General features: G+C 58.4%; 17 protein-coding genes and 1 pseudogene. 7 read left to right on the top strand and 11 right to left on the bottom strand.

Translation table 11 applies throughout. The annotated features are described in order from the left end of the window. Positions 1-199 precede the first annotated feature (199 nt). Positions 200-1,285, bottom strand: a complete 1,086-nt coding sequence (locus tag HMPREF3096_RS26845) for a tartrate dehydrogenase (RefSeq protein WP_022065457.1) — start codon at positions 1,283-1,285, stop codon at positions 200-202. An 82-nt stretch (positions 1,286-1,367) separates the two neighbouring features. Here HMPREF3096_RS26845 and HMPREF3096_RS26840 point away from each other — a divergent pair, with 82 nt between their 5' ends. After that, the gene (locus HMPREF3096_RS26840) at positions 1,368-2,330 is read left to right on the top strand and encodes a LysR substrate-binding domain-containing protein (protein WP_162822785.1); all 963 of its coding nucleotides are present in this window, start codon (positions 1,368-1,370) and stop codon (positions 2,328-2,330) included. On the opposite strand, the gene HMPREF3096_RS26835 is transcribed toward HMPREF3096_RS26840, so the two are convergent. From HMPREF3096_RS26835 to puuD, 4 genes are all read right to left on the bottom strand, one after another. Then, on the bottom strand, positions 2,327-3,607 hold the full coding sequence (locus HMPREF3096_RS26835; protein ID WP_032729915.1) for an NAD(P)/FAD-dependent oxidoreductase: 1,281 nt from the start codon (positions 3,605-3,607) through the stop codon (positions 2,327-2,329). The two genes, HMPREF3096_RS26840 and HMPREF3096_RS26835, sit on opposite strands and share 4 nt — an antisense overlap. 2 nt (positions 3,608-3,609) lie before the next feature. Beyond that, positions 3,610-5,097: an aldehyde dehydrogenase PuuC gene (gene puuC, locus HMPREF3096_RS26830; protein WP_032729917.1), complete on the bottom strand. Its 1,488-nt coding sequence runs from the start codon at positions 5,095-5,097 to the stop codon at positions 3,610-3,612. A 320-nt stretch (positions 5,098-5,417) separates the two neighbouring features. Further along, a complete protein-coding gene (gene puuR, locus HMPREF3096_RS26825; protein ID WP_002898590.1) occupies positions 5,418-5,975 on the bottom strand; it encodes an HTH-type transcriptional regulator PuuR in 558 nt (185 codons plus the stop codon). Between the two features lie 25 nt (positions 5,976-6,000). Further along, complete coding sequence (gene puuD, locus HMPREF3096_RS26820; RefSeq protein ID WP_162494428.1) at positions 6,001-6,753, bottom strand: gamma-glutamyl-gamma-aminobutyrate hydrolase; 753 nt, start codon at positions 6,751-6,753, stop codon at positions 6,001-6,003. A 225-nt stretch (positions 6,754-6,978) separates the two neighbouring features. Between puuD and HMPREF3096_RS26815 the strand changes: the two genes are divergently transcribed. Continuing rightward, positions 6,979-8,400, top strand: a complete 1,422-nt coding sequence (locus HMPREF3096_RS26815) for a glutamine synthetase family protein (protein ID WP_008805927.1) — start codon at positions 6,979-6,981, stop codon at positions 8,398-8,400. A gap of 353 nt (positions 8,401-8,753) precedes the next feature. After that, positions 8,754-10,145, top strand: a complete 1,392-nt coding sequence (locus HMPREF3096_RS26810; protein WP_008805929.1) for an APC family permease — start codon at positions 8,754-8,756, stop codon at positions 10,143-10,145. Between the two features lie 119 nt (positions 10,146-10,264). Here HMPREF3096_RS26810 and HMPREF3096_RS30085 read toward each other — a convergent pair whose 3' ends face one another. Beyond that, positions 10,265-10,387, bottom strand: coding sequence for a small membrane protein (locus tag HMPREF3096_RS30085; protein ID WP_002898600.1), 123 nt, complete (start codon positions 10,385-10,387; stop codon positions 10,265-10,267). Between the two features lie 256 nt (positions 10,388-10,643). On the opposite strand from HMPREF3096_RS30085, the gene HMPREF3096_RS26805 reads away from it, so the two are divergent. Beyond that, on the top strand, positions 10,644-10,865 hold the full coding sequence (locus tag HMPREF3096_RS26805; RefSeq protein ID WP_008805930.1) for a hypothetical protein: 222 nt from the start codon (positions 10,644-10,646) through the stop codon (positions 10,863-10,865). Positions 10,866-10,885: 20 nt separating this feature from the next. Here HMPREF3096_RS26805 and HMPREF3096_RS26800 read toward each other — a convergent pair whose 3' ends face one another. Together HMPREF3096_RS26800 and HMPREF3096_RS26795 are read right to left on the bottom strand one after the other, a co-directional pair. Continuing rightward, positions 10,886-11,674 (bottom strand): SDR family NAD(P)-dependent oxidoreductase, encoded by a 789-nt coding sequence (locus HMPREF3096_RS26800; RefSeq protein ID WP_008805931.1) that lies wholly within the window; start codon positions 11,672-11,674, stop codon positions 10,886-10,888. Between the two features lie 115 nt (positions 11,675-11,789). Further along, positions 11,790-12,239 carry a winged helix-turn-helix transcriptional regulator gene (locus HMPREF3096_RS26795; protein ID WP_012542276.1) on the bottom strand — a complete coding sequence of 150 codons (450 nt, stop codon included), beginning with the start codon at positions 12,237-12,239 and terminating at the stop codon, positions 11,790-11,792. 152 nt (positions 12,240-12,391) lie between these two features. Between HMPREF3096_RS26795 and agp the strand changes: the two genes are divergently transcribed. Continuing rightward, positions 12,392-13,639, top strand: a complete 1,248-nt coding sequence (gene agp / locus HMPREF3096_RS26790) for a bifunctional glucose-1-phosphatase/inositol phosphatase (protein ID WP_023322299.1) — start codon at positions 12,392-12,394, stop codon at positions 13,637-13,639. Positions 13,640-13,706: 67 nt separating this feature from the next. On the opposite strand, the gene HMPREF3096_RS26785 is transcribed toward agp, so the two are convergent. The 3 genes and pseudogenes from HMPREF3096_RS26785 to HMPREF3096_RS31130 all read right to left on the bottom strand — a co-directional run bounded on the left by HMPREF3096_RS26785 (position 13,707) and on the right by HMPREF3096_RS31130 (position 14,871). Further along, positions 13,707-13,934, bottom strand: coding sequence for a YccJ family protein (locus HMPREF3096_RS26785; RefSeq protein WP_008805934.1), 228 nt, complete (start codon positions 13,932-13,934; stop codon positions 13,707-13,709). Between the two features lie 20 nt (positions 13,935-13,954). Further along, positions 13,955-14,551 (bottom strand): NAD(P)H:quinone oxidoreductase, encoded by a 597-nt coding sequence (gene wrbA / locus HMPREF3096_RS26780; protein ID WP_008805935.1) that lies wholly within the window; start codon positions 14,549-14,551, stop codon positions 13,955-13,957. A 217-nt stretch (positions 14,552-14,768) separates the two neighbouring features. Beyond that, a pseudogene (locus tag HMPREF3096_RS31130) lies at positions 14,769-14,871 on the bottom strand (hypothetical protein). Positions 14,872-14,988: 117 nt separating this feature from the next. Between HMPREF3096_RS31130 and HMPREF3096_RS26775 the strand changes: the two are divergent. Together HMPREF3096_RS26775 and HMPREF3096_RS26770 are read left to right on the top strand one after the other, a co-directional pair. After that, on the top strand, positions 14,989-15,162 hold the full coding sequence (locus HMPREF3096_RS26775) for a con-10 family general stress protein (RefSeq protein ID WP_002898708.1): 174 nt from the start codon (positions 14,989-14,991) through the stop codon (positions 15,160-15,162). A gap of 162 nt (positions 15,163-15,324) precedes the next feature. Continuing rightward, positions 15,325-16,263: a DMT family transporter gene (locus HMPREF3096_RS26770; RefSeq protein WP_008805936.1), complete on the top strand. Its 939-nt coding sequence runs from the start codon at positions 15,325-15,327 to the stop codon at positions 16,261-16,263. The last annotated feature ends 233 nt before the right edge of the window (positions 16,264-16,496 follow it).

Below are 16,496 nucleotides of genomic sequence, written 5' to 3'. Positions count from 1 at the left end.
ACTGGCCGCCCCCTGTGCGCTCCCTGCGCCAGAAGAGACATAACACGGAAGACATATCGGGAGCGCAATGTGCCCGGAAATAACACAGAACAAACGTTTTTCCCGGGGCGAAACTGTTGCAAACCGATAACAGTATCTACATTATCGTGCCTTTTGTAGCCCCGGTAAGCGCAGCGCCACCGGGGAGCGGTCGGGGTAATTACGCCAAAATGGCTTTGCAGATAGCGTCGCTGACCTGTTGCGTTGATGCGCTGCCTTTCATATCCGGGGTTTTCGGCCCGCTGGCAATCACCTGCTCAATCGCCGCCAGGATGCCGTTGTGCGCGGCGTGATAGCGCTCATCGCCGTTGCCGAGGAAATCGAGCATCATTGCCCCGGCCCACACGGTGGCGATCGGGTTGGCGATATTTTTACCGTAGATATCCGGCGCGGATCCGTGAACCGGCTCGAACAGCGACGGGAAGGTGCGCTCCGGATTGAGATTGGCCGACGGCGCAATGCCGATTGTGCCGGTACAAGCCGGGCCGAGATCGGAGAGAATATCGCCGAACAGGTTGGAGCCGACCACCACATCAAAACGCTCCGGCTGCAGCACGAAGCGGGCGCACAGGATATCGATATGCTGCTTGTCCCAGCGAATATCCGGATAGTTTTTGGCCATCTCTTCCACCCGCTCATCCCAGTAGGGCATGCTGATCGCCAGACCGTTGGATTTGGTCGCCGAAGTCAGCGTTTTGCGTGGGCGGCTTTGCGCCAGTTCGAAGGCGTAGCGCAGGATCCGGTCCACGCCGCGGCGGGTAAAGACCGACTCCTGAATCACCACTTCATGCTCGGTGCCTTCATTGGCGCGCCCGCCGAGGGCGGAATATTCGCCTTCGGTATTTTCGCGCACCACGTAAAAATCGATATCGCCGGCCTTTTTACCCGCCAGCGGGCAGGGGACGCCGGGGAACAGACGCACCGGACGCAGGTTGACGTATTGGTCAAACTCACGGCGGAACTTCAGCAGCGATCCCCACAGCGAAATGTGGTCGGGAACGGTATCCGGCCAGCCGACGGCGCCGAAGTAGATGGCATCGAAGCCCTGCAGCTGCTCGCGCCAGTCGTCCGGCATCATCTTGCCGTGATGGGCATAATATTCGCAGCTTGCCCACTCCATCTGCTCGAAGCTCAATGACAGATCCCAACGCTGTGCGGCGGCTTGCAGCACGCGAATCCCTTCAGGCAGAACTTCTTTGCCAATTCCGTCACCCGGGATGGCGGCAATACGATAGGTTTTTTTCATTCCGGTTCTCACTTTTTAGCGATGATGTTTGACCACCTGCCTATCCTATAATTGACTGGTTCATAATTAATCACGCTAACTGGTGAAACATAAAACACAGATCATGAATAATCTGCCGCTGCTAAATGATTTACGCGTCTTTATGCTGGTCGCTCGCCGGGCCGGGTTCGCCGCCGCCGCCGAAGAGCTTGGCGTATCACCGGCGTTCGTCAGCAAGCGGGTTTCGCTGCTGGAGCAAACCCTGAATGTGGTGTTGCTGCACCGGACCACCCGCCGGGTCACCATTACCGAGGAGGGGGAGCGGATCTACGAATGGGCGCAGCGCATTTTGCAGGATGTCGATGAGATGATGGACGAGCTTTCCGACGTACGCCAGGTGCCGCAGGGAACGCTGCGTATTATCAGTAGCTTCGGCTTTGGTCGCCGGGTGGTGGCCCCGGCGCTGTCGGCGCTGGCCCTTCAGTACCCGCAGCTGGAACTGCGTTTCGATGTCCAGGACCGGCTGGTGGATTTAGTCAATGAAGGGGTGGATCTCGATATTCGCGTGGGCGATGATATCGCGCCGAATCTGATTGCCCGCCAGCTGGCGGCCAACCACCGCGTGCTCTGCGCCTCGCCGCAGTTTCTTGCCCGCCATCCACCGCCGAAACAGCTGAGCGATCTGGCCGCCTTACCCTGCCTGGTGATTAAAGAACGCGATCATCCGTTTGGCATCTGGCAGTTGCACAGCAAAGAGGGGCAGCATGCGATCAAGGTGACCGGGCCGCTGTCGTCCAACCATGGTGAAATTGTGCATCAGTGGTGTCTGGACGGGCAGGGGATTGCGTTACGTTCATGGTGGGACGTCCGGGAGAATATCGCCAGCGGCCATCTGGTGCATGTGCTGCCGGAATTCTTTCAGCCTGCCAACGTCTGGGCGGTCTATGTCTCCCGGTTGGCGACGTCGGCTAAAATTCGCACCACCGTGGAGTTTCTGCGCCACTACTTTCAGCTGCACTATCCGCAGCATGAGCCGACGGCCAGCGCCGTCGGCAGAGGCGATTAAACCCCAAGGCGGTCGCGCAGGCTGTAGTAGGCGGCGCCCATGGCGGTAAAAGGAATGCGCAGGCTGCGGCCGCCCGGGAACGGGTAGTGCGGCAGTTTGGCGAAGGCGTCGAACCGCTCGGCGTCGCCGCGCAGCAGCTCTGAAATCAAGCGTCCGGCAAGGTGGGTACAGGTCACGCCGTGGCCGCTGTAGCCCTGCATGTAGTAAATATTGTTATCGAGACGGCCGAACTGCGGCATCCGCGACAGGGTCAGCAGGAAGTTGCCGGTCCAGCGGTAGTCAATTTTCACCCCCTGCAGCTGCGGGAAGGTTTTCAGCAGCTTCGGCATAATCAGCCGCTCCACGTCGTCCGGATCGCGCGCGCCGTAGACCACGCCGCCGCCGTACAGCAGACGGTTGTCGCCGGTCAGACGGTAGTAGTCCAGCAGGTAGTTACAATCTTCCACACAGTAGTTTTTCGGGATCAGCGAGCGGGCGACCTCTTCCGACAGCGGAGCGGTAGTGACCACCTGGGTGCCACACGGCATGCTGCGTTTCGCCAGCTCCGGCTCCAGTTTATCGCCAAGATAGGCGTTGCCGGCGACGATCACGTAGCGCGCGGTGACCTGGCCCCGCGCGGTGCTGACCACCGCCGGGCTGTTGTGCTGGATGCGGGTGACCGGCGACTGCTCATACACCCGGCCGCCGTTCAGACGAATGGCGTCCGCTTCGCCGATGGCGAGGTTCAGCGGGTGAATATGGCCGCCGCTGTGGTCAAGCAGGGCGCCGACGTAGCGGTCGCTGTCCACTTCGCGACGAATGGCCTCTCTGTCCAGCAGCTCCAGTTGGGTGTTGCCGTAGCGTTCCCAGTTGGCTTTTTGCTCTTCCAGGGTTTCCAGCTGTTTATGGTTCATCGCCACGAACAGGCCGCCCGGGCGGTAATCGCACTGGATCTGGTAGCGCTGGATGCGCTCGCGAATAATATCGCCGCCTTCGAACATCATGCTGCCGAGCATTTTGGCCGCATCCGGGCCGTAGTTTTTCTCAATGACGTCGATATCGCGGCTATAGGAGTTGACCAGCTGACCGCCGTTGCGGCCGCTGGCGCCGAAGCCGATGCGCGCCCCTTCCAGCACCACCACGTCGTAGCCCATTTCGGCCAGATGCAGAGCTGAGGAGAGGCCGGTGTAGCCGCCGCCGACGACGCAGACGTCACAGTTGATGGATCCCTCCAGCGTCGGGAACGGTTCATACTTATTGGCGCTGGCGGCGTAGTAGCTAGTGGTATGTTCAGTCATGATCAAGACTCCAGGGCAATCCAGATGGTTTTCAGTTCGGTGAATTTTTCCAGCGCGTGCAGCGATTTATCGCGCCCGTTGCCGCTCTGCTTGTAGCCGCCGAACGGAACGGTCATATCACCATCGTTATAGTTGTTGACGAAGACCGAGCCAGCCTTCAGGCGACGGCTCATGCGGTGGGCGCGTGACAGATCGCGGGTCCACACGGCGGCGCCGAGACCGTAGTCACTGTCATTGGCAAGCTGCAGCGCCTCTTCTTCGCTTTTGAAGCGCGTGACCACCAGTACCGGGCCGAAGATCTCTTCCCGGCTGAGGGTCGATGCCGGGTCGACGTCAACGAAAATGGTCGGGCCGACGGCGGCAGGCCACGGATTTTTCCGTCCGTCGAGGAACAGCGTGCTTTTGGCTTCGCCACCGCGGATAAAACTGTGCACGTTGTCGGCATGGGTGTTATCAATCAACATGCCCATGGTGGTGTCCGGATCGAGCGGGTTACCCGGCTGCCAGTGTTGCGCCTGCGCTTTCAGCAATGTCAGAAATTCGTCGGCGATGCTCTCCTCCAGCAGCAGGCGGGTGCCAGCGATACACACCTGGCCCTGGTTATAGAAGATGCCGCCGGCGGTGGCGTTGACCGCTTTTTGCAGATCCGGGCAGTCGGCGAAGACGATGTTGGCGCTCTTGCCGCCCGCTTCCAGCCATACGCGCTTCATATTGCTGTCGCCGGCGTCTTTCAGCAGCTGCTTGCCGGTACGGGTGGAGCCGGTGAAGGTGATGACTTCGACGTCAGGATGCAGGGCCAGCGCCTGTCCGGCCTCGTGGCCAAAGCCGCTGACCACGTTCAACACGCCGTCCGGCAGGCCGGCCTCTTTCGCCAGCCCGGCCAGACGCAGGGCGGTGAGCGGCGATTTTTCTGAGGGTTTGAGGATCACGCTGTTGCCCGCCGCCAGCGCCGGACCGAGTTTCCAGCAGGCCAGCAGTAGCGGGAAGTTCCACGGCACCACCGCGGCGATCACGCCAATTGGTTCGCGAACGATCATCGCCAGCTCGTTGCTGCCGGTGGGGGCCACTTCGCCATAGACTTTATCCAGCGCTTCGGCATACCAGCGAATGGCGCGGGCGGCGCCGGGAATATCGTCGCGCAGGCTGTGGCGAATCGGTTTGCCGGTATCCAGCGTTTCCAGCAGCGCCAGCTCTTCACGATGGGCCTCCATCAGATCAGCAAAGCGAGTGAGGATCGCTTTACGCTGTGCGGGGGAGGCCTGCGACCAGTCGCCATTATCAAAAGCCTGGCGCGCGGCCTTCACCGCCCGTTCGACGTCGGCTTTTTTACCGCGGGCGACCTGCGCTAATGTCTGCTGCGCGGCAGGGTCGATAGTTTCAAAGGTGGTATTATCGGCCGCGGCGCAATATTCGCCGTTAATAAATAAGCGCGTTTCAATGGCCAGGTTTTTCGCTTTTTCCTGCCAGTAAGCCAGGTGCTGAAAATTCATCATGACTCCTTAAAAACATTATCGGCACATTAATCAGTTCGGCGTTTTCAGGCTGCACGGGGGCACTGCGCCGGGCGCAGGGCATAATGTATCCCCGGAGTTGAATACCGTTTTATTCCCCTGAATGGCGACAGGTTGTTTACAACCCGAATTATTCAGGAGCGAGTCGCCATTCACTGGCGTTAATTATTTCGGGGCCAACAGGAAATAATATTCCGTACGGCGCAGGCGTAATTACTACGATTTCTTCGCCGCGACGAAAATAGATTTTCCGCCGCGACAGGCCTGAAGAAAGCCTGAACCTCGTTCAGGCTAAATAATCAGAATGTGGTGGGGGTGTGGGCACTGATGATGCGGCAGATGCCTGCCGAGGTGTTGCTGAAGCTGTGCGGGATGCCGGTATTAATGGCATAGCTCTGTCCAGCCACCAGGTGATACGACTGACCGTTAATGGTCAGCACGATCTCACCTTCCAGTATGGTGCCTATCTCCTCACCCTGATGCTTAATTCTCTCCCCGGTCGTGGTTCCAGGCTGGTAAGTTTCAAAAATCATCGCCAGCGTACGGTTCGGATTTCCGTTATGAACCAGCTTCATGGAAACGCCCTGACTTCCCATCTCAATCAGGTCATCCTGATTAATGACCACCTGGGGTTCGTCCGGCTTTTCGGGTTCAGAAAAGAATTCCGAGAGCGACAGCCCATAGACTTTCAGCAGCTTTTGCAGCGTACTGATGGCAGGACTGACTTTGTCCTGCTCTATGGTGCTGATGGCACTATGTGTCAACCCAGACAGTTCGGCGGCACGACGCTGTGAGAGACCCAGCTGTTGGCGGATCTCTGACAGACGTTTCCCTGGCGCCAGTCCGTCATCGCTCATATTTGCATTTCCTTAACGGTAGTGGTCAGCGCCGCCGCTTTTCAGCATGATGGCCCTGACAGGCGGTGATAAAACCATCAAACAACATACGCGACAGGGCGTATTCGCTACTGTTCCATTCAGGATGCCACTGTACGCCCAACGCGAAAGGATGATCGTTCACGCTGACCGCTTCCACCAGTCCATCCGGCGCTCGCGCCTCCACGCGCAGCTGCGGACTCAGGGTTTTTGCCCCTTGCCCATGTAGCGAGTTTACCCAAAACGTGTTGCAGCCCGGTATCAATTGCGACAGCAATCCTCCTTCCTGAACCTCAACCTGATGGGACGGCGCATACTGCTGCTCGACGGGCAGTTCAGGATCTTCACGATGTTCAAGGAGCTCAGGCTGCTCGAACAGACGACGATACAGAGTCCCGCCGGTGGCGACAACCAGTTCCTGCAGTCCACGACAGATGGCGAAAATGGGGATGCGCCTTTCGAGCGCGGCGTTAATCAGCGCCATGCTCAGAAGATCACGCCCGGGGTCGGCGTCAGGCTCATCGCCGTTTTCACCATAAAGGTGCGGCTGCACATTACTGGGGCTGCCTGGCAGGTAAATCCCGTCCAGTTTATCGACTAACGCGTTCAGCAGCTCCGGCTCCGCCAGCGCATGCGGCAGGGCGATCGGCAATCCGCCGTGGTTAACAATGGCATTCAGGTACTTTTCTTGCAGAGTCTGGGTCTGGTGACCCTTAAGCCTGTTTCTACACATCACGACGCCAATAACTGGCTTGTACATTATATTTTCCATGATCGCCCTCACAAAGTGGACTAAATTATGACCGCTATAGCGGGTTTAACGGCCATATCGTTCAATATTTTCTCAATCTAGCAGTGGAAATAGCCCTTTGCAAACTTAATTTAACATTTGACAAACAATTTATTTGCATACACAGTCGATGGGGTGGACATTATATTTAACGGTCTGAGCACAGGACCGAAACCCAACCAACGGCGGTGAATCATGGAAACCAATATCGTAGAAGTTGAGAACTTTGTTCAGCAGACGGAAGAGAGACGGGTCAGCGCGTTCGCGAAAGAAGTGAAGCGCTACCTCGAAACCTACCCCGATACCCAGTATGTCGATGTCCTCCTTACCGACCTGAACGGCTGCTTCCGCGGCAAGCGCATTCCGGTTGCCGGCCTGAGCAAACTGGAGAAAGGCTGTTATTTCCCGGCCTCGGTGTTTGCAATGGATATTCTTGGCAATGTGGTGGAAGAGGCCGGCCTGGGTCAGGATATGGGCGAACCGGATCGCAGCTGCATTCCGGTACCCGGCACCTTAACGCCTTCGGCGGCTGACCCACAATCGATAGCCCAGGTACAGCTGACCATGGTTGATGAAGATGGCGCTCCCTTTGACGTTGAGCCGCGGAACGTACTCAACCGCCTCTGGCAGCAGTTGCGCCAGCGCGGGCTGTTCCCCGTGGTAGCGGTAGAGCTGGAGTTCTATTTACTGGACCGCAAACGCGACGCCGAAGGCTACCTCCAGCCGCCGTGCGCGCCGGGCACCGACGATCGCAACACCCAAAGCCAGGTCTACTCCGTCGATAACCTGAACCACTTTGCCGACGTGCTTTATGACATCGACGAGCTGGCCAAACTGCAGCTGATCCCCGCCGACGGCGCGGTGGCGGAAGCCTCGCCGGGCCAGTTTGAAATCAACCTTCACCATACCGATAACGTGCTGGATGCCTGCGATGATGCGCTGGCGTTAAAACGTCTCGTGCGTTTAATGGCGGAGAAGCATAAGATGCACGCCACTTTTATGGCGAAGCCTTATGAAGAGCATGCGGGCAGCGGGATGCACATCCACATCAGCATGCTGAACAATAAAGGGGAAAACGTGCTGGTGGACGGCGACGGGGAAGACTCTGTGCTGCTCAAACGCGCGCTGGCCGGGATGATCGATCTGATGCCGGCCTCGATGGCGCTGCTGGCGCCGAACGTGAACTCGTATCGCCGCTTCCAGCCGGGGATGTACGTCCCGACGCAGGCTTCGTGGGGGCATAACAACCGCACCGTGGCCTTGCGTATTCCGTGCGGCGAGCGGCAGAACCACCGCGTCGAGTATCGCGTGGCGGGGGCGGACGCCAACCCGTATCTGGTGATGGCGGCGATTTTTGCCGGCATTCTGCACGGGCTGGATAACCCCCAGCTGCCTTTGCAGGAAGAGGTGGAAGGTAACGGTCTGGAACAAGAGGGCCTGCCGTTCCCGATCCGCCAGAGCGATGCGCTGTGGGAGTTTATGCAGAACGATCATCTGCGCGAGCGCCTCGGTGAGCGTTTCTGCCACGTTTTCCATGCCTGTAAGCATGATGAATTACTGCAGTTTGAGCGTCTTATCACAGAAACCGAAATTGAGTGGATGTTGAAAAACGCCTGATGGTCGCCCCGCGAGGGGCCCATGAGTTTGGTAATCAGTAGCATCATACGGCCTGAGCGGAGCCTGGTCGTCCTTTTTGCTGGGAGCCCAGCCATTTCCCGGATGTCGCGTTAAGGAGCGCAGGCGGCAACGGGGCTTCAGTTAACGACACAGTGTGTGACGAGGAAATGAGATGATGCAGATGTTCAAATATCCGCAGGGAGAGGGAGGCCGCTCAGGCCGCATGGAATGCCAGCCAGCTACCGCTCACCGGTCCGTCTTACCCTTTTATCTATGCCTTACCCCTTTGCTAAGCAGGTTTGTCACGCGGACGTTGGGTCCGCAAACTGTTAACAGCAAGGGGGGAATGGGCGATGGCTATTAATCTTCCTGCGCATAACGCCGCTCAGGCGGGCAGACCACGCCTGCGTAAATCCCTCAAACTCTGGCAAGTGGTGATGATGGGGCTGGCCTATCTGACGCCGATGACGGTGTTTGATACCTTTGGCATCGTCTCCGGCATCAGCAATGGCCACGTACCGGCGTCTTATCTGTTGGCGCTGGCCGGGGTGCTGTTCACCGCCATCAGCTACGGCAAACTGGTGCGTCAGTTCCCGGAAGCCGGTTCCGCCTATACCTACGCGCAAAAATCCATCAGTCCGCACGTCGGTTTTATGGTCGGCTGGTCGTCGCTGCTCGATTATCTGTTTCTGCCGATGATCAACGTCCTGCTGGCGAAGATCTATCTCTCGGCGCTGTTCCCGGAGGTGCCGCCATGGGTGTGGGTGGTCACCTTTGTCGCCATTCTGACCGCCGCGAACCTGAAAAGCGTTAACCTGGTGGCCAACTTCAACACCCTGTTCGTGCTCGTGCAGATTTCGATCATGGTGGTGTTTGTCATTCTGGTGGTGCAGGGGCTGCACAAAGGCGAGGGGGTGGGGACCGTCTGGTCGCTGCAGCCGTTTATCAGCCAGAATGCGCATCTGATCCCGATTATTACCGGCGCGACGATTGTCTGCTTCTCGTTTCTCGGCTTCGACGCGGTGACCACGCTGTCGGAAGAGACCCCTGACGCCGCACGGGTGATCCCGAAAGCGATTTTTCTTACTGCGATGTACGGCGGCATTATTTTCATCGTCGCGTCGTTCTTTATGCAGCTGTTCTTCCCGGATATTCATCGCTTTAAAGACCCCGATGCCGCGCTGCCGGAGATTGCGCTGTACGTGGGCGGCAAGCTGTTCCAGTCGATTTTCCTCTGCACCACCTTTGTTAACACCCTGGCATCGGGCCTGGCCTCGCATGCCAGCGTCTCCCGTCTGCTGTACGTGATGGGCCGCGACAACGTCTTCCCGGAGCGCATTTTTGGCTATGTGCATCCGAAATGGCGTACCCCGGCGCTGAACGTGATTATGGTGGGTATTGTCGCGCTGTCGGCGCTGTTCTTCGACCTGGTGACCGCCACGGCGTTGATCAACTTCGGCGCGCTGGTGGCGTTCACCTTCGTAAATCTGTCGGTGTTCAACCACTTCTGGCGGCGCAAGGGGTATAACAAAACCTGGAAGGATCGGCTGCACTATCTGCTGTTGCCGATGGTCGGCGCGTTGACGGTGGGCGTGCTGTGGATCAACCTCGAGGCCACCTCGCTAACGCTCGGCCTGGTGTGGGCGGCGCTTGGCCTGCTGTACCTGGCTTACCTGACCCGACGCTTCCGTAAACCGCCGCCGCAGTTCGATGCCACCAAAGCGGAGCAGGCCTGGGAGTCATAAACGTTTGATGCTGCGATTGAACCAAGGCAGGCCCACAGGCCTGCCTTGGTTTTTGGTTCGGTAAGGGACAGTACAGGACGGTAAAGAAATCAGCAGAAAACGGCGGGGAACGGAAGGTATTATTTCTTCTTTTTATGGACAGGTAACTGACTGGCGCGCCGCTCTTTGAGGTACGACACCAGGCTGTAGATGGCGACGCCCAGCAGCGCCACCGCGACGATAAAGAGAATAAGACCCGACATAGACCAACCTAATATTCTGTTTAGAAAGGGAAAAAGATACAGGGCTCTGTTTGAAGATAACATCGGGATATGTCTGAAAGATGACGCCTCATCGCGAGAATATCCGGCGGCGGGGTTGTGATAAAATATTTCCCGCAGGAATGTGACCGCCCGGGTTTCACCTGAAAGGATGTAACACTCCGTTAAGTGATTTTACAGAAGTGCGGCGTACAGCGGGTTACGCTGACCGCGAATAAGAACGATCTGAGAGTCAGTCATGTATAAGAAATCCCTCAGCCTGCTGGGCGTGGTGCTGGCGCTGTCTGCCTTTGCCAGCCAGGCTGAAAGTGAACGTCAGGCGAGCCGCGAGCAGATCGTGGAGCAGGTCCTCAAGCCGTGTGAAGGCAAAAAAGCGGGCGATAAGGTGGTGATCACCGATCGCCGCGGCGGCGAGCACGAGGCCATTTGTACCCTGACGGCGGTTCCGCTACCGGAGTAATGTCCGCCGCAAGGTGCCGCTTAGCGATACCGCGGCGCAGGCTGTCCGGTTCGTGCGCTGGTAAACAGCGCCAGTCTGGACTGCTCAAAAGCCTCCCACAGTCCCAGGTCATGAACCGGTGGTAAGGTAACCTGTTCCCCCATCTCCAGCCCCCTGAGAGCGGCGTCCACCAGATCCTCTGTGGTCATCACCGTGCCGGTGGGCAGGGCGTTCAACGCCACGCCGGAGGTCGGCCAGAGATCGGTGGCGGTCGCCGCCGGCAATACCGCCTGAATACGCACGCCGCTGTCGGCAAACTCATCCTGCAGACCGCGGGTGAAGCTCAACACCCAGGCTTTACTGGCGCTGTAGACCGCGCTACCTGGCAGCGTATGTAGCGCGAGGATGGAGGCAATATTAATGAGCGTTCCCCGGCGTCGTGGGATGAAAGCGGCCAGCGCGGCATAGCTCAGGCGCAGCAGCGCCGTGGTATTGAGCGTATGAATCGCCTGGTGCTCCCGCGGCGTACTGGCGAGAAAACCCGCCATTTTCGCGGTGCCGGCGTTGTTAATGAACAGGTCGATGGCGGGATCCTGCTGCAGACGCTGCTCTACGGCGGCAATCCCGTGCTCTTCGCTAAGATCGGCTTTGAGGATGCTGGCCTGGATGGCGTAGCGCGCCTGCAGCTGGTCGGCGAGCGCCAGCAGCCGGTCTTCACGACGGGCGGCGAGGATCAGGTTGTAGCCGCGGGCGGCGAGTCGTTCGGCATAGATCGCGCCGATACCTGAGGACGCGCCAGTGATAAAAGCAGTGTGCGATGGTTGGGTCATGAGAATTGCCTCGTAAAAGGTTGCATTATTAAACCAAATTCAGCATGAGATATTAGGTTTAATAATGCAACCATTTTGTCCGGACTTTTTCATTTTTGCCTGCCGCGGGCAGCGTTTAGTCGTTCAGCGGAATAGCGATGGTGATGTCTGCCGGGGCCAGCTCACGGCCATCCGCCGCCTGCAGGACCAGCTTACGCAGGGGCTGGCGCTGCTGACGGTCAATGAGCCGGGTCGCCGGTTCGTCGGGCTCGAACAGATAGTCGTCTGCCCACTGGGAGAGGGCGACCAGCACCGTCTGCAGGGCACGGCCCTTGTCGGTCAGGACATACTCCTGCCAGGCGCTGCCATCGGAGGCCGGCTGCAGGCGCAGGATGCCTTCATCCACCAGCATTTTCAGCCGCCCGGCGAGCATGTTTTTGGCAATACCGAGGTTTTTCTGGAATTCGCTAAACCGGCGCACCCCGCGTAGAGCATCGCGGACGATCAGCAGCGACCACCAGTCGCCGATAACATCGAGGGAGCGGGCGATAGGGCAACAGCTGTTTTCCAGACGGGTACGTTTCACGAAAGCCTCCAGGTTAATTGTTTCATTATAAAACTCTTTGCCCGGCAGGGGAAATTTTCGGCTACGGTCTAAGTTTGCGAGCGATTACCAGGAAAAATGTCATAAATCCGTCACAATTAACGCGATGATAATAAACGACTAAGGATGAAGGGATGAAAAAACGTCTACTTGCCGCCGCCGTTGCCGGCGCGGTGATGTTATCCGCTGGCGCTCAGGCGCAGGACTCGGCCGCCCCGGAGGGGTATCAGCTGCAGCAGGTGCTGATCATGAGCCGTCACAACCTGCGTGCGCCGCTGGCCAATAACGGCAGCGTGCTCGAGCAGTCCACCGCCAAGGCCTGGCCGCAGTGGGATGTGCCGGGCGGCCAGCTGACCACCAAAGGCGGCGTGCTGGAGGTGTATATGGGCCACTATATGCGCGAATGGCTGGCGCAGCAGAAGCTGGTGACCGGCGGTGAGTGCCCGCCGGAAAACGCGGTTTACGCCTATGCCAACAGCCTGCAGCGCACCGTCGCCACCGCGCAGTTCTTTATCACCGGCGCGTTCCCGGGCTGCGGTATCACGGTGCACCATCAGCCGCAGATGGGCACCATGGACCCGACCTTCAACCCGGTTATTACCGACGACTCCCCCGCGTTTCGCGAGAAAGCGCTGCAGGCGATGGAAAAAGAGCGTCAGGGGATGCAACTGACCGAGAGCTATAAGCTGCTGGAGACGATGATCGATTACCGCAACTCGCCCTCCTGCAAAGAGAAGCAGGTCTGCTCGCTGAGCGAGGGTAAGGATACCTTTAGCGCCGGTTATCAACAGGAGCCGGGGGTTTCCGGTCCGCTGAAGGTGGGCAACTCGCTGGTGGACGCCTTCACCCTGCAATATTATGAAGGTTTCCCGAAAGACCAGGTGGCGTGGGGGGAAATCACCAGCGATAAGCAATGGCAGGTGCTGTCGAAGCTGAAAAACGGCTACCAGGATAGCCTGTTTACCTCGACGGCAGTGGCGCAAAACGTCGCCAAACCGCTGGTTAAATATATCGATAACGCGCTGGTGGGCGAGGAGGCCAACAAGGCGAAAGTCACGCTGCTGGTGGGGCACGACTCGAATATCGCCTCGCTGCTGACGGCCCTGGACTTTAAGCCTTATCAACTACCTGGCCAGTACGAGCGCACGCCCATTGGCGGCAAACTGCTGTTTCAGCGCTGGCATGACAGCGCCGGTAATCGCGATCTGATGAAGATTGAGTATGTCTATCAAAGTACTGAACAGCTGCGTAACGCCGACGCGTTAACCCTGCAGGCCCCGCCGCAGCGGGTCACCCTGGCGCTTAACGGCTGCCCGGTTGACGATCAGGGATTCTGTCCGCTGGAGACCTTTAAAAAGGTGATCAACGAGGCGGCGAAATAATGTAAAAAACCCGGAGCAATCCGGGTTTTTTAGCAGGTTAGGGCGAGACCTGGCGGAAATAAACGTCCTAGACGTTTTTACGCTCAATGGTCTGTTCACCCCAGAACAGCGCATCTTTATCGGTTTTGGCAAAGGCCAGCGCCAGCACTTCGTCGCTGCCTTCCTCCCAGATTTGCTCCGCCAGTTTTTCATCGTAGTGGGCGACTTCGAAAATCGCCTCGGCGATCTCCGGCGAGGTGTTACGTAAACTTGCCCATTCGCCGACGCGATGTGCTTTTGCTTCTTGAGTTGGCATGTTACTCCTCCTGCAGAAGATTAGCCGTGGACTTTAACGGCCAGTTTGGCGACATGTTCGCCCTGATAGCGGGCGATGGCTAACTCTTCCTCGCTCGGCTGACGCGAGCCGTCTCCGCCGGCGATGGTGGTCGCGCCATAAGGGGTACCGCCGCGGACCTGGGAAATATCAAACAGCTCCTGGGCGCCGTAGCCGATCGGGACGATGATCATGCCGTGGTGGGCCAGCGTCGTCCAGGTCGAGGTAATGGTTTGTTCCTGTCCGCCGCCGGTGCCGGTTGAGCTGAATACGCTGGCGATCTTGCCGTACAGGGCGCCGGACGCCCACAGACCGCCGGTTTGATCGAGGAAGGTGCGCATCTGACCGGACATGTTGCCGAAACGAGTTGGGGTACCAAAGATGATGGCGTCATACTCTGCCAGCTCCTGCGGCGTGGCGACGGGCGCGTTTTGCGTTTTCCCGCCTGCTTTGGCAAATGCTTCAGCCTGCATGGTTTCCGGCACGCGCTTCACAACCACCTCAACGCCATCCACCCGGTTTGCCCCATCGGCGACGGCGTGAGCCATGGTTTCAATGTGTCCATACATGGAATAATAAAGCACCAGAATTTTAGCCATTTCCATCACTCCTCGGTTGCGTTATAAGCCAGCCAAATGGCTGGTTACCTTTAAAGATAAAGCCTCCGCCGGAGAGTGCAAATCCAACGGGCATTTATTTGATTTATAACAAAATGACAAAGCATTATTTACTTTTCCTTGCACCGCGCGGCCTGAAAGGGAGAGAAGGAGGAAGCGTTGCGCCTGCTATTTTGGCCGGTGTGGCAAGGGTGTAGCATCAGGATACATTTTTGCCGACTATTTTTTCTCCGCCAGCAGAGCAGGTTAGAACCCGTACGCGCCGCGAGGGGGGCTTTTTTCGCCCGGGTTTGTTTCTGGATATTTCATTTGCCGCCGTCAGCGGCAGTCATTCACTAACCTTATAGATACGCGGTAAGACAGCGGCGTCGCCGCTCCCGCGTAATGCACTATGATGTCTAACCTAATGGAGGTCAGTAATGGCAAACCATCGTGGCGGTTCTGGCAACTTTGCTGAAGACCGTGAAAGAGCATCAGAAGCAGGACGTAAAGGTGGCCAGCATAGCGGGGGGAATTTTAAAAATGACCCTCAGCGCGCCTCAGAGGCTGGCAAAAAAGGGGGTAAAAACAGTCATGGTAGTCGTGAAAGTTAACGCGCGACTCGCACTGTTCTCTTTGATGCGGTGTTAATCTCCCCGACCCAACCGCATCGCCCTCGCCGCCGGCATCTGCCGGCGGTTTTTTTATCTGTCGGTGGTTGCGCTCCCGCCGGGCGGATTGCACACTGGTCGCCCGTTAATCGTCATGGCTGTCTTATGTCTTCGTTAAAATTCTCCATTACCCGCCAGGAAGCGCTCCTCATCATGATCACCATGTTCTGGGGAGGGACGTTCCTTGCCGTGCAGTATGCGGTGAGCCTCAGCGGGCCGCTGTTTTTTGTCGGTCTGCGTTTCGCGACCGCCGCGCTGGCGGTGGGCCTGCTCTCGCTGCGCACCCTGCGAGGGCTGACGTGGCTGGAGGTGAAGGCGGGGGTGGCGATTGGCGTGGCGATTGCGCTGGGGTATGGCCTGCAGACCTGGGGACTGCAGTCGATCTCCAGTAGTAAATCTGCCTTTATCACGGCGATGTATGTGCCTCTGGTACCGCTGCTGCAGTGGCTGTGCCTGGGCCGTATGCCGGGGGTGATGTCCTGCGTGGGGATTGTGCTGGCGTTTATCGGTTTGATCCTGCTGGCCGGGCCGGAAAATAATCTGCTGGCGCTTGGCGTGGGGGAGATGATTACTCTGGCGAGCGCGCTGGCGATCGCGGCGGAGATTATCCTTATCAGCGCCTGGGCCGGGAAAGTCGATGTCCGCCGGGTGACGGTCGTGCAGCTGGCGACCGCGTCGCTGGTGGCTTTCGCCGCCATGAAGCCGGCGGGTGAGGCGGTTCCGCCGTTGACGCCGGCCCTGCTCGGCGTCGCGCTGGGGCTGGGGATTTTCAGCGCGATCATTCAGGTTACCATGAACTGGGCGCAGCGCAGCGTCTCGCCGACGCGGGCCACCCTTATCTATACTGGTGAACCGGTATGGGCCGGTATTTTTGGCCGGCTGGCCGGTGAGCGTCTGCCGCTGCTGGCTCTGCTCGGCTGCGTCTTGATCCTCGCAGGGGTGCTGGTGAGCGAGCTGAAGTGGAAGCGCAAGTCGCCGCCGCAGGTTTCCACAAACGACGATGCGCAGCCGCTCACGGACCTGGCCGATCGCCGCGAGCCATAATTTTACGCTTCTGATCCTACAGCGGCGCTTATCCTGGCTGGCCTACTCGTCCGGCTCTGATTGTCTCCAGGCCCGCGCCAGCGCAGCGCCGCCGGGCGATGGCATCAGGCACGGCGTCGCTTTTATGCCGGGTGGCGGCTGCGCCTTACCCGGCCTACAACCCCAACTCACCGCTGGCGTAGGGGCTGCTGAAACTGCCGTTGTTGGCGGCCTCAAAATCGCTGAGACGTTCC

It is taken from the genome of Klebsiella sp. HMSC25G12, assembly GCF_001807705.1.
Classification (GTDB): Bacteria; Pseudomonadota; Gammaproteobacteria; order Enterobacterales; family Enterobacteriaceae; genus Klebsiella; species Klebsiella variicola.
This window is presented reverse-complemented; position numbering and strand designations above follow the sequence as displayed.

Bases quoted from the DNA above. Each gene is read 5' to 3' on its own strand.
- HMPREF3096_RS26775 (WP_002898708.1), top strand. From the start codon at position 14,989: ATGGCAAACCATCGTGGCGGTTCTGGCAACTTTGCTGAAGACCGTGAA.
- HMPREF3096_RS26845 (WP_022065457.1), bottom strand. From the start codon at position 1,285: ATGAAAAAAACCTATCGTATTGCCGCCATCCCGGGTGACGGAATTGGC.
- puuD (WP_162494428.1), bottom strand. From the start codon at position 6,753: ATGTACAAGCCAGTTATTGGCGTCGTGATGTGTAGAAACAGGCTTAAG.
- HMPREF3096_RS26835 (WP_032729915.1), bottom strand. From the start codon at position 3,607: ATGACTGAACATACCACTAGCTACTACGCCGCCAGCGCCAATAAGTAT.
- puuC (WP_032729917.1), bottom strand. From the start codon at position 5,097: ATGAATTTTCAGCACCTGGCTTACTGGCAGGAAAAAGCGAAAAACCTG.
- puuR (WP_002898590.1), bottom strand. From the start codon at position 5,975: ATGAGCGATGACGGACTGGCGCCAGGGAAACGTCTGTCAGAGATCCGC.
- agp (WP_023322299.1), top strand. From the start codon at position 12,392: ATGAAAAAACGTCTACTTGCCGCCGCCGTTGCCGGCGCGGTGATGTTA.
- HMPREF3096_RS30085 (WP_002898600.1), bottom strand. From the start codon at position 10,387: ATGTCGGGTCTTATTCTCTTTATCGTCGCGGTGGCGCTGCTGGGCGTC.
- wrbA (WP_008805935.1), bottom strand. From the start codon at position 14,551: ATGGCTAAAATTCTGGTGCTTTATTATTCCATGTATGGACACATTGAA.
- HMPREF3096_RS26805 (WP_008805930.1), top strand. From the start codon at position 10,644: ATGTATAAGAAATCCCTCAGCCTGCTGGGCGTGGTGCTGGCGCTGTCT.
- HMPREF3096_RS26770 (WP_008805936.1), top strand. From the start codon at position 15,325: ATGTCTTCGTTAAAATTCTCCATTACCCGCCAGGAAGCGCTCCTCATC.
- HMPREF3096_RS26810 (WP_008805929.1), top strand. From the start codon at position 8,754: ATGGCTATTAATCTTCCTGCGCATAACGCCGCTCAGGCGGGCAGACCA.
- HMPREF3096_RS26815 (WP_008805927.1), top strand. From the start codon at position 6,979: ATGGAAACCAATATCGTAGAAGTTGAGAACTTTGTTCAGCAGACGGAA.
- HMPREF3096_RS26800 (WP_008805931.1), bottom strand. From the start codon at position 11,674: ATGACCCAACCATCGCACACTGCTTTTATCACTGGCGCGTCCTCAGGT.
- HMPREF3096_RS26785 (WP_008805934.1), bottom strand. From the start codon at position 13,934: ATGCCAACTCAAGAAGCAAAAGCACATCGCGTCGGCGAATGGGCAAGT.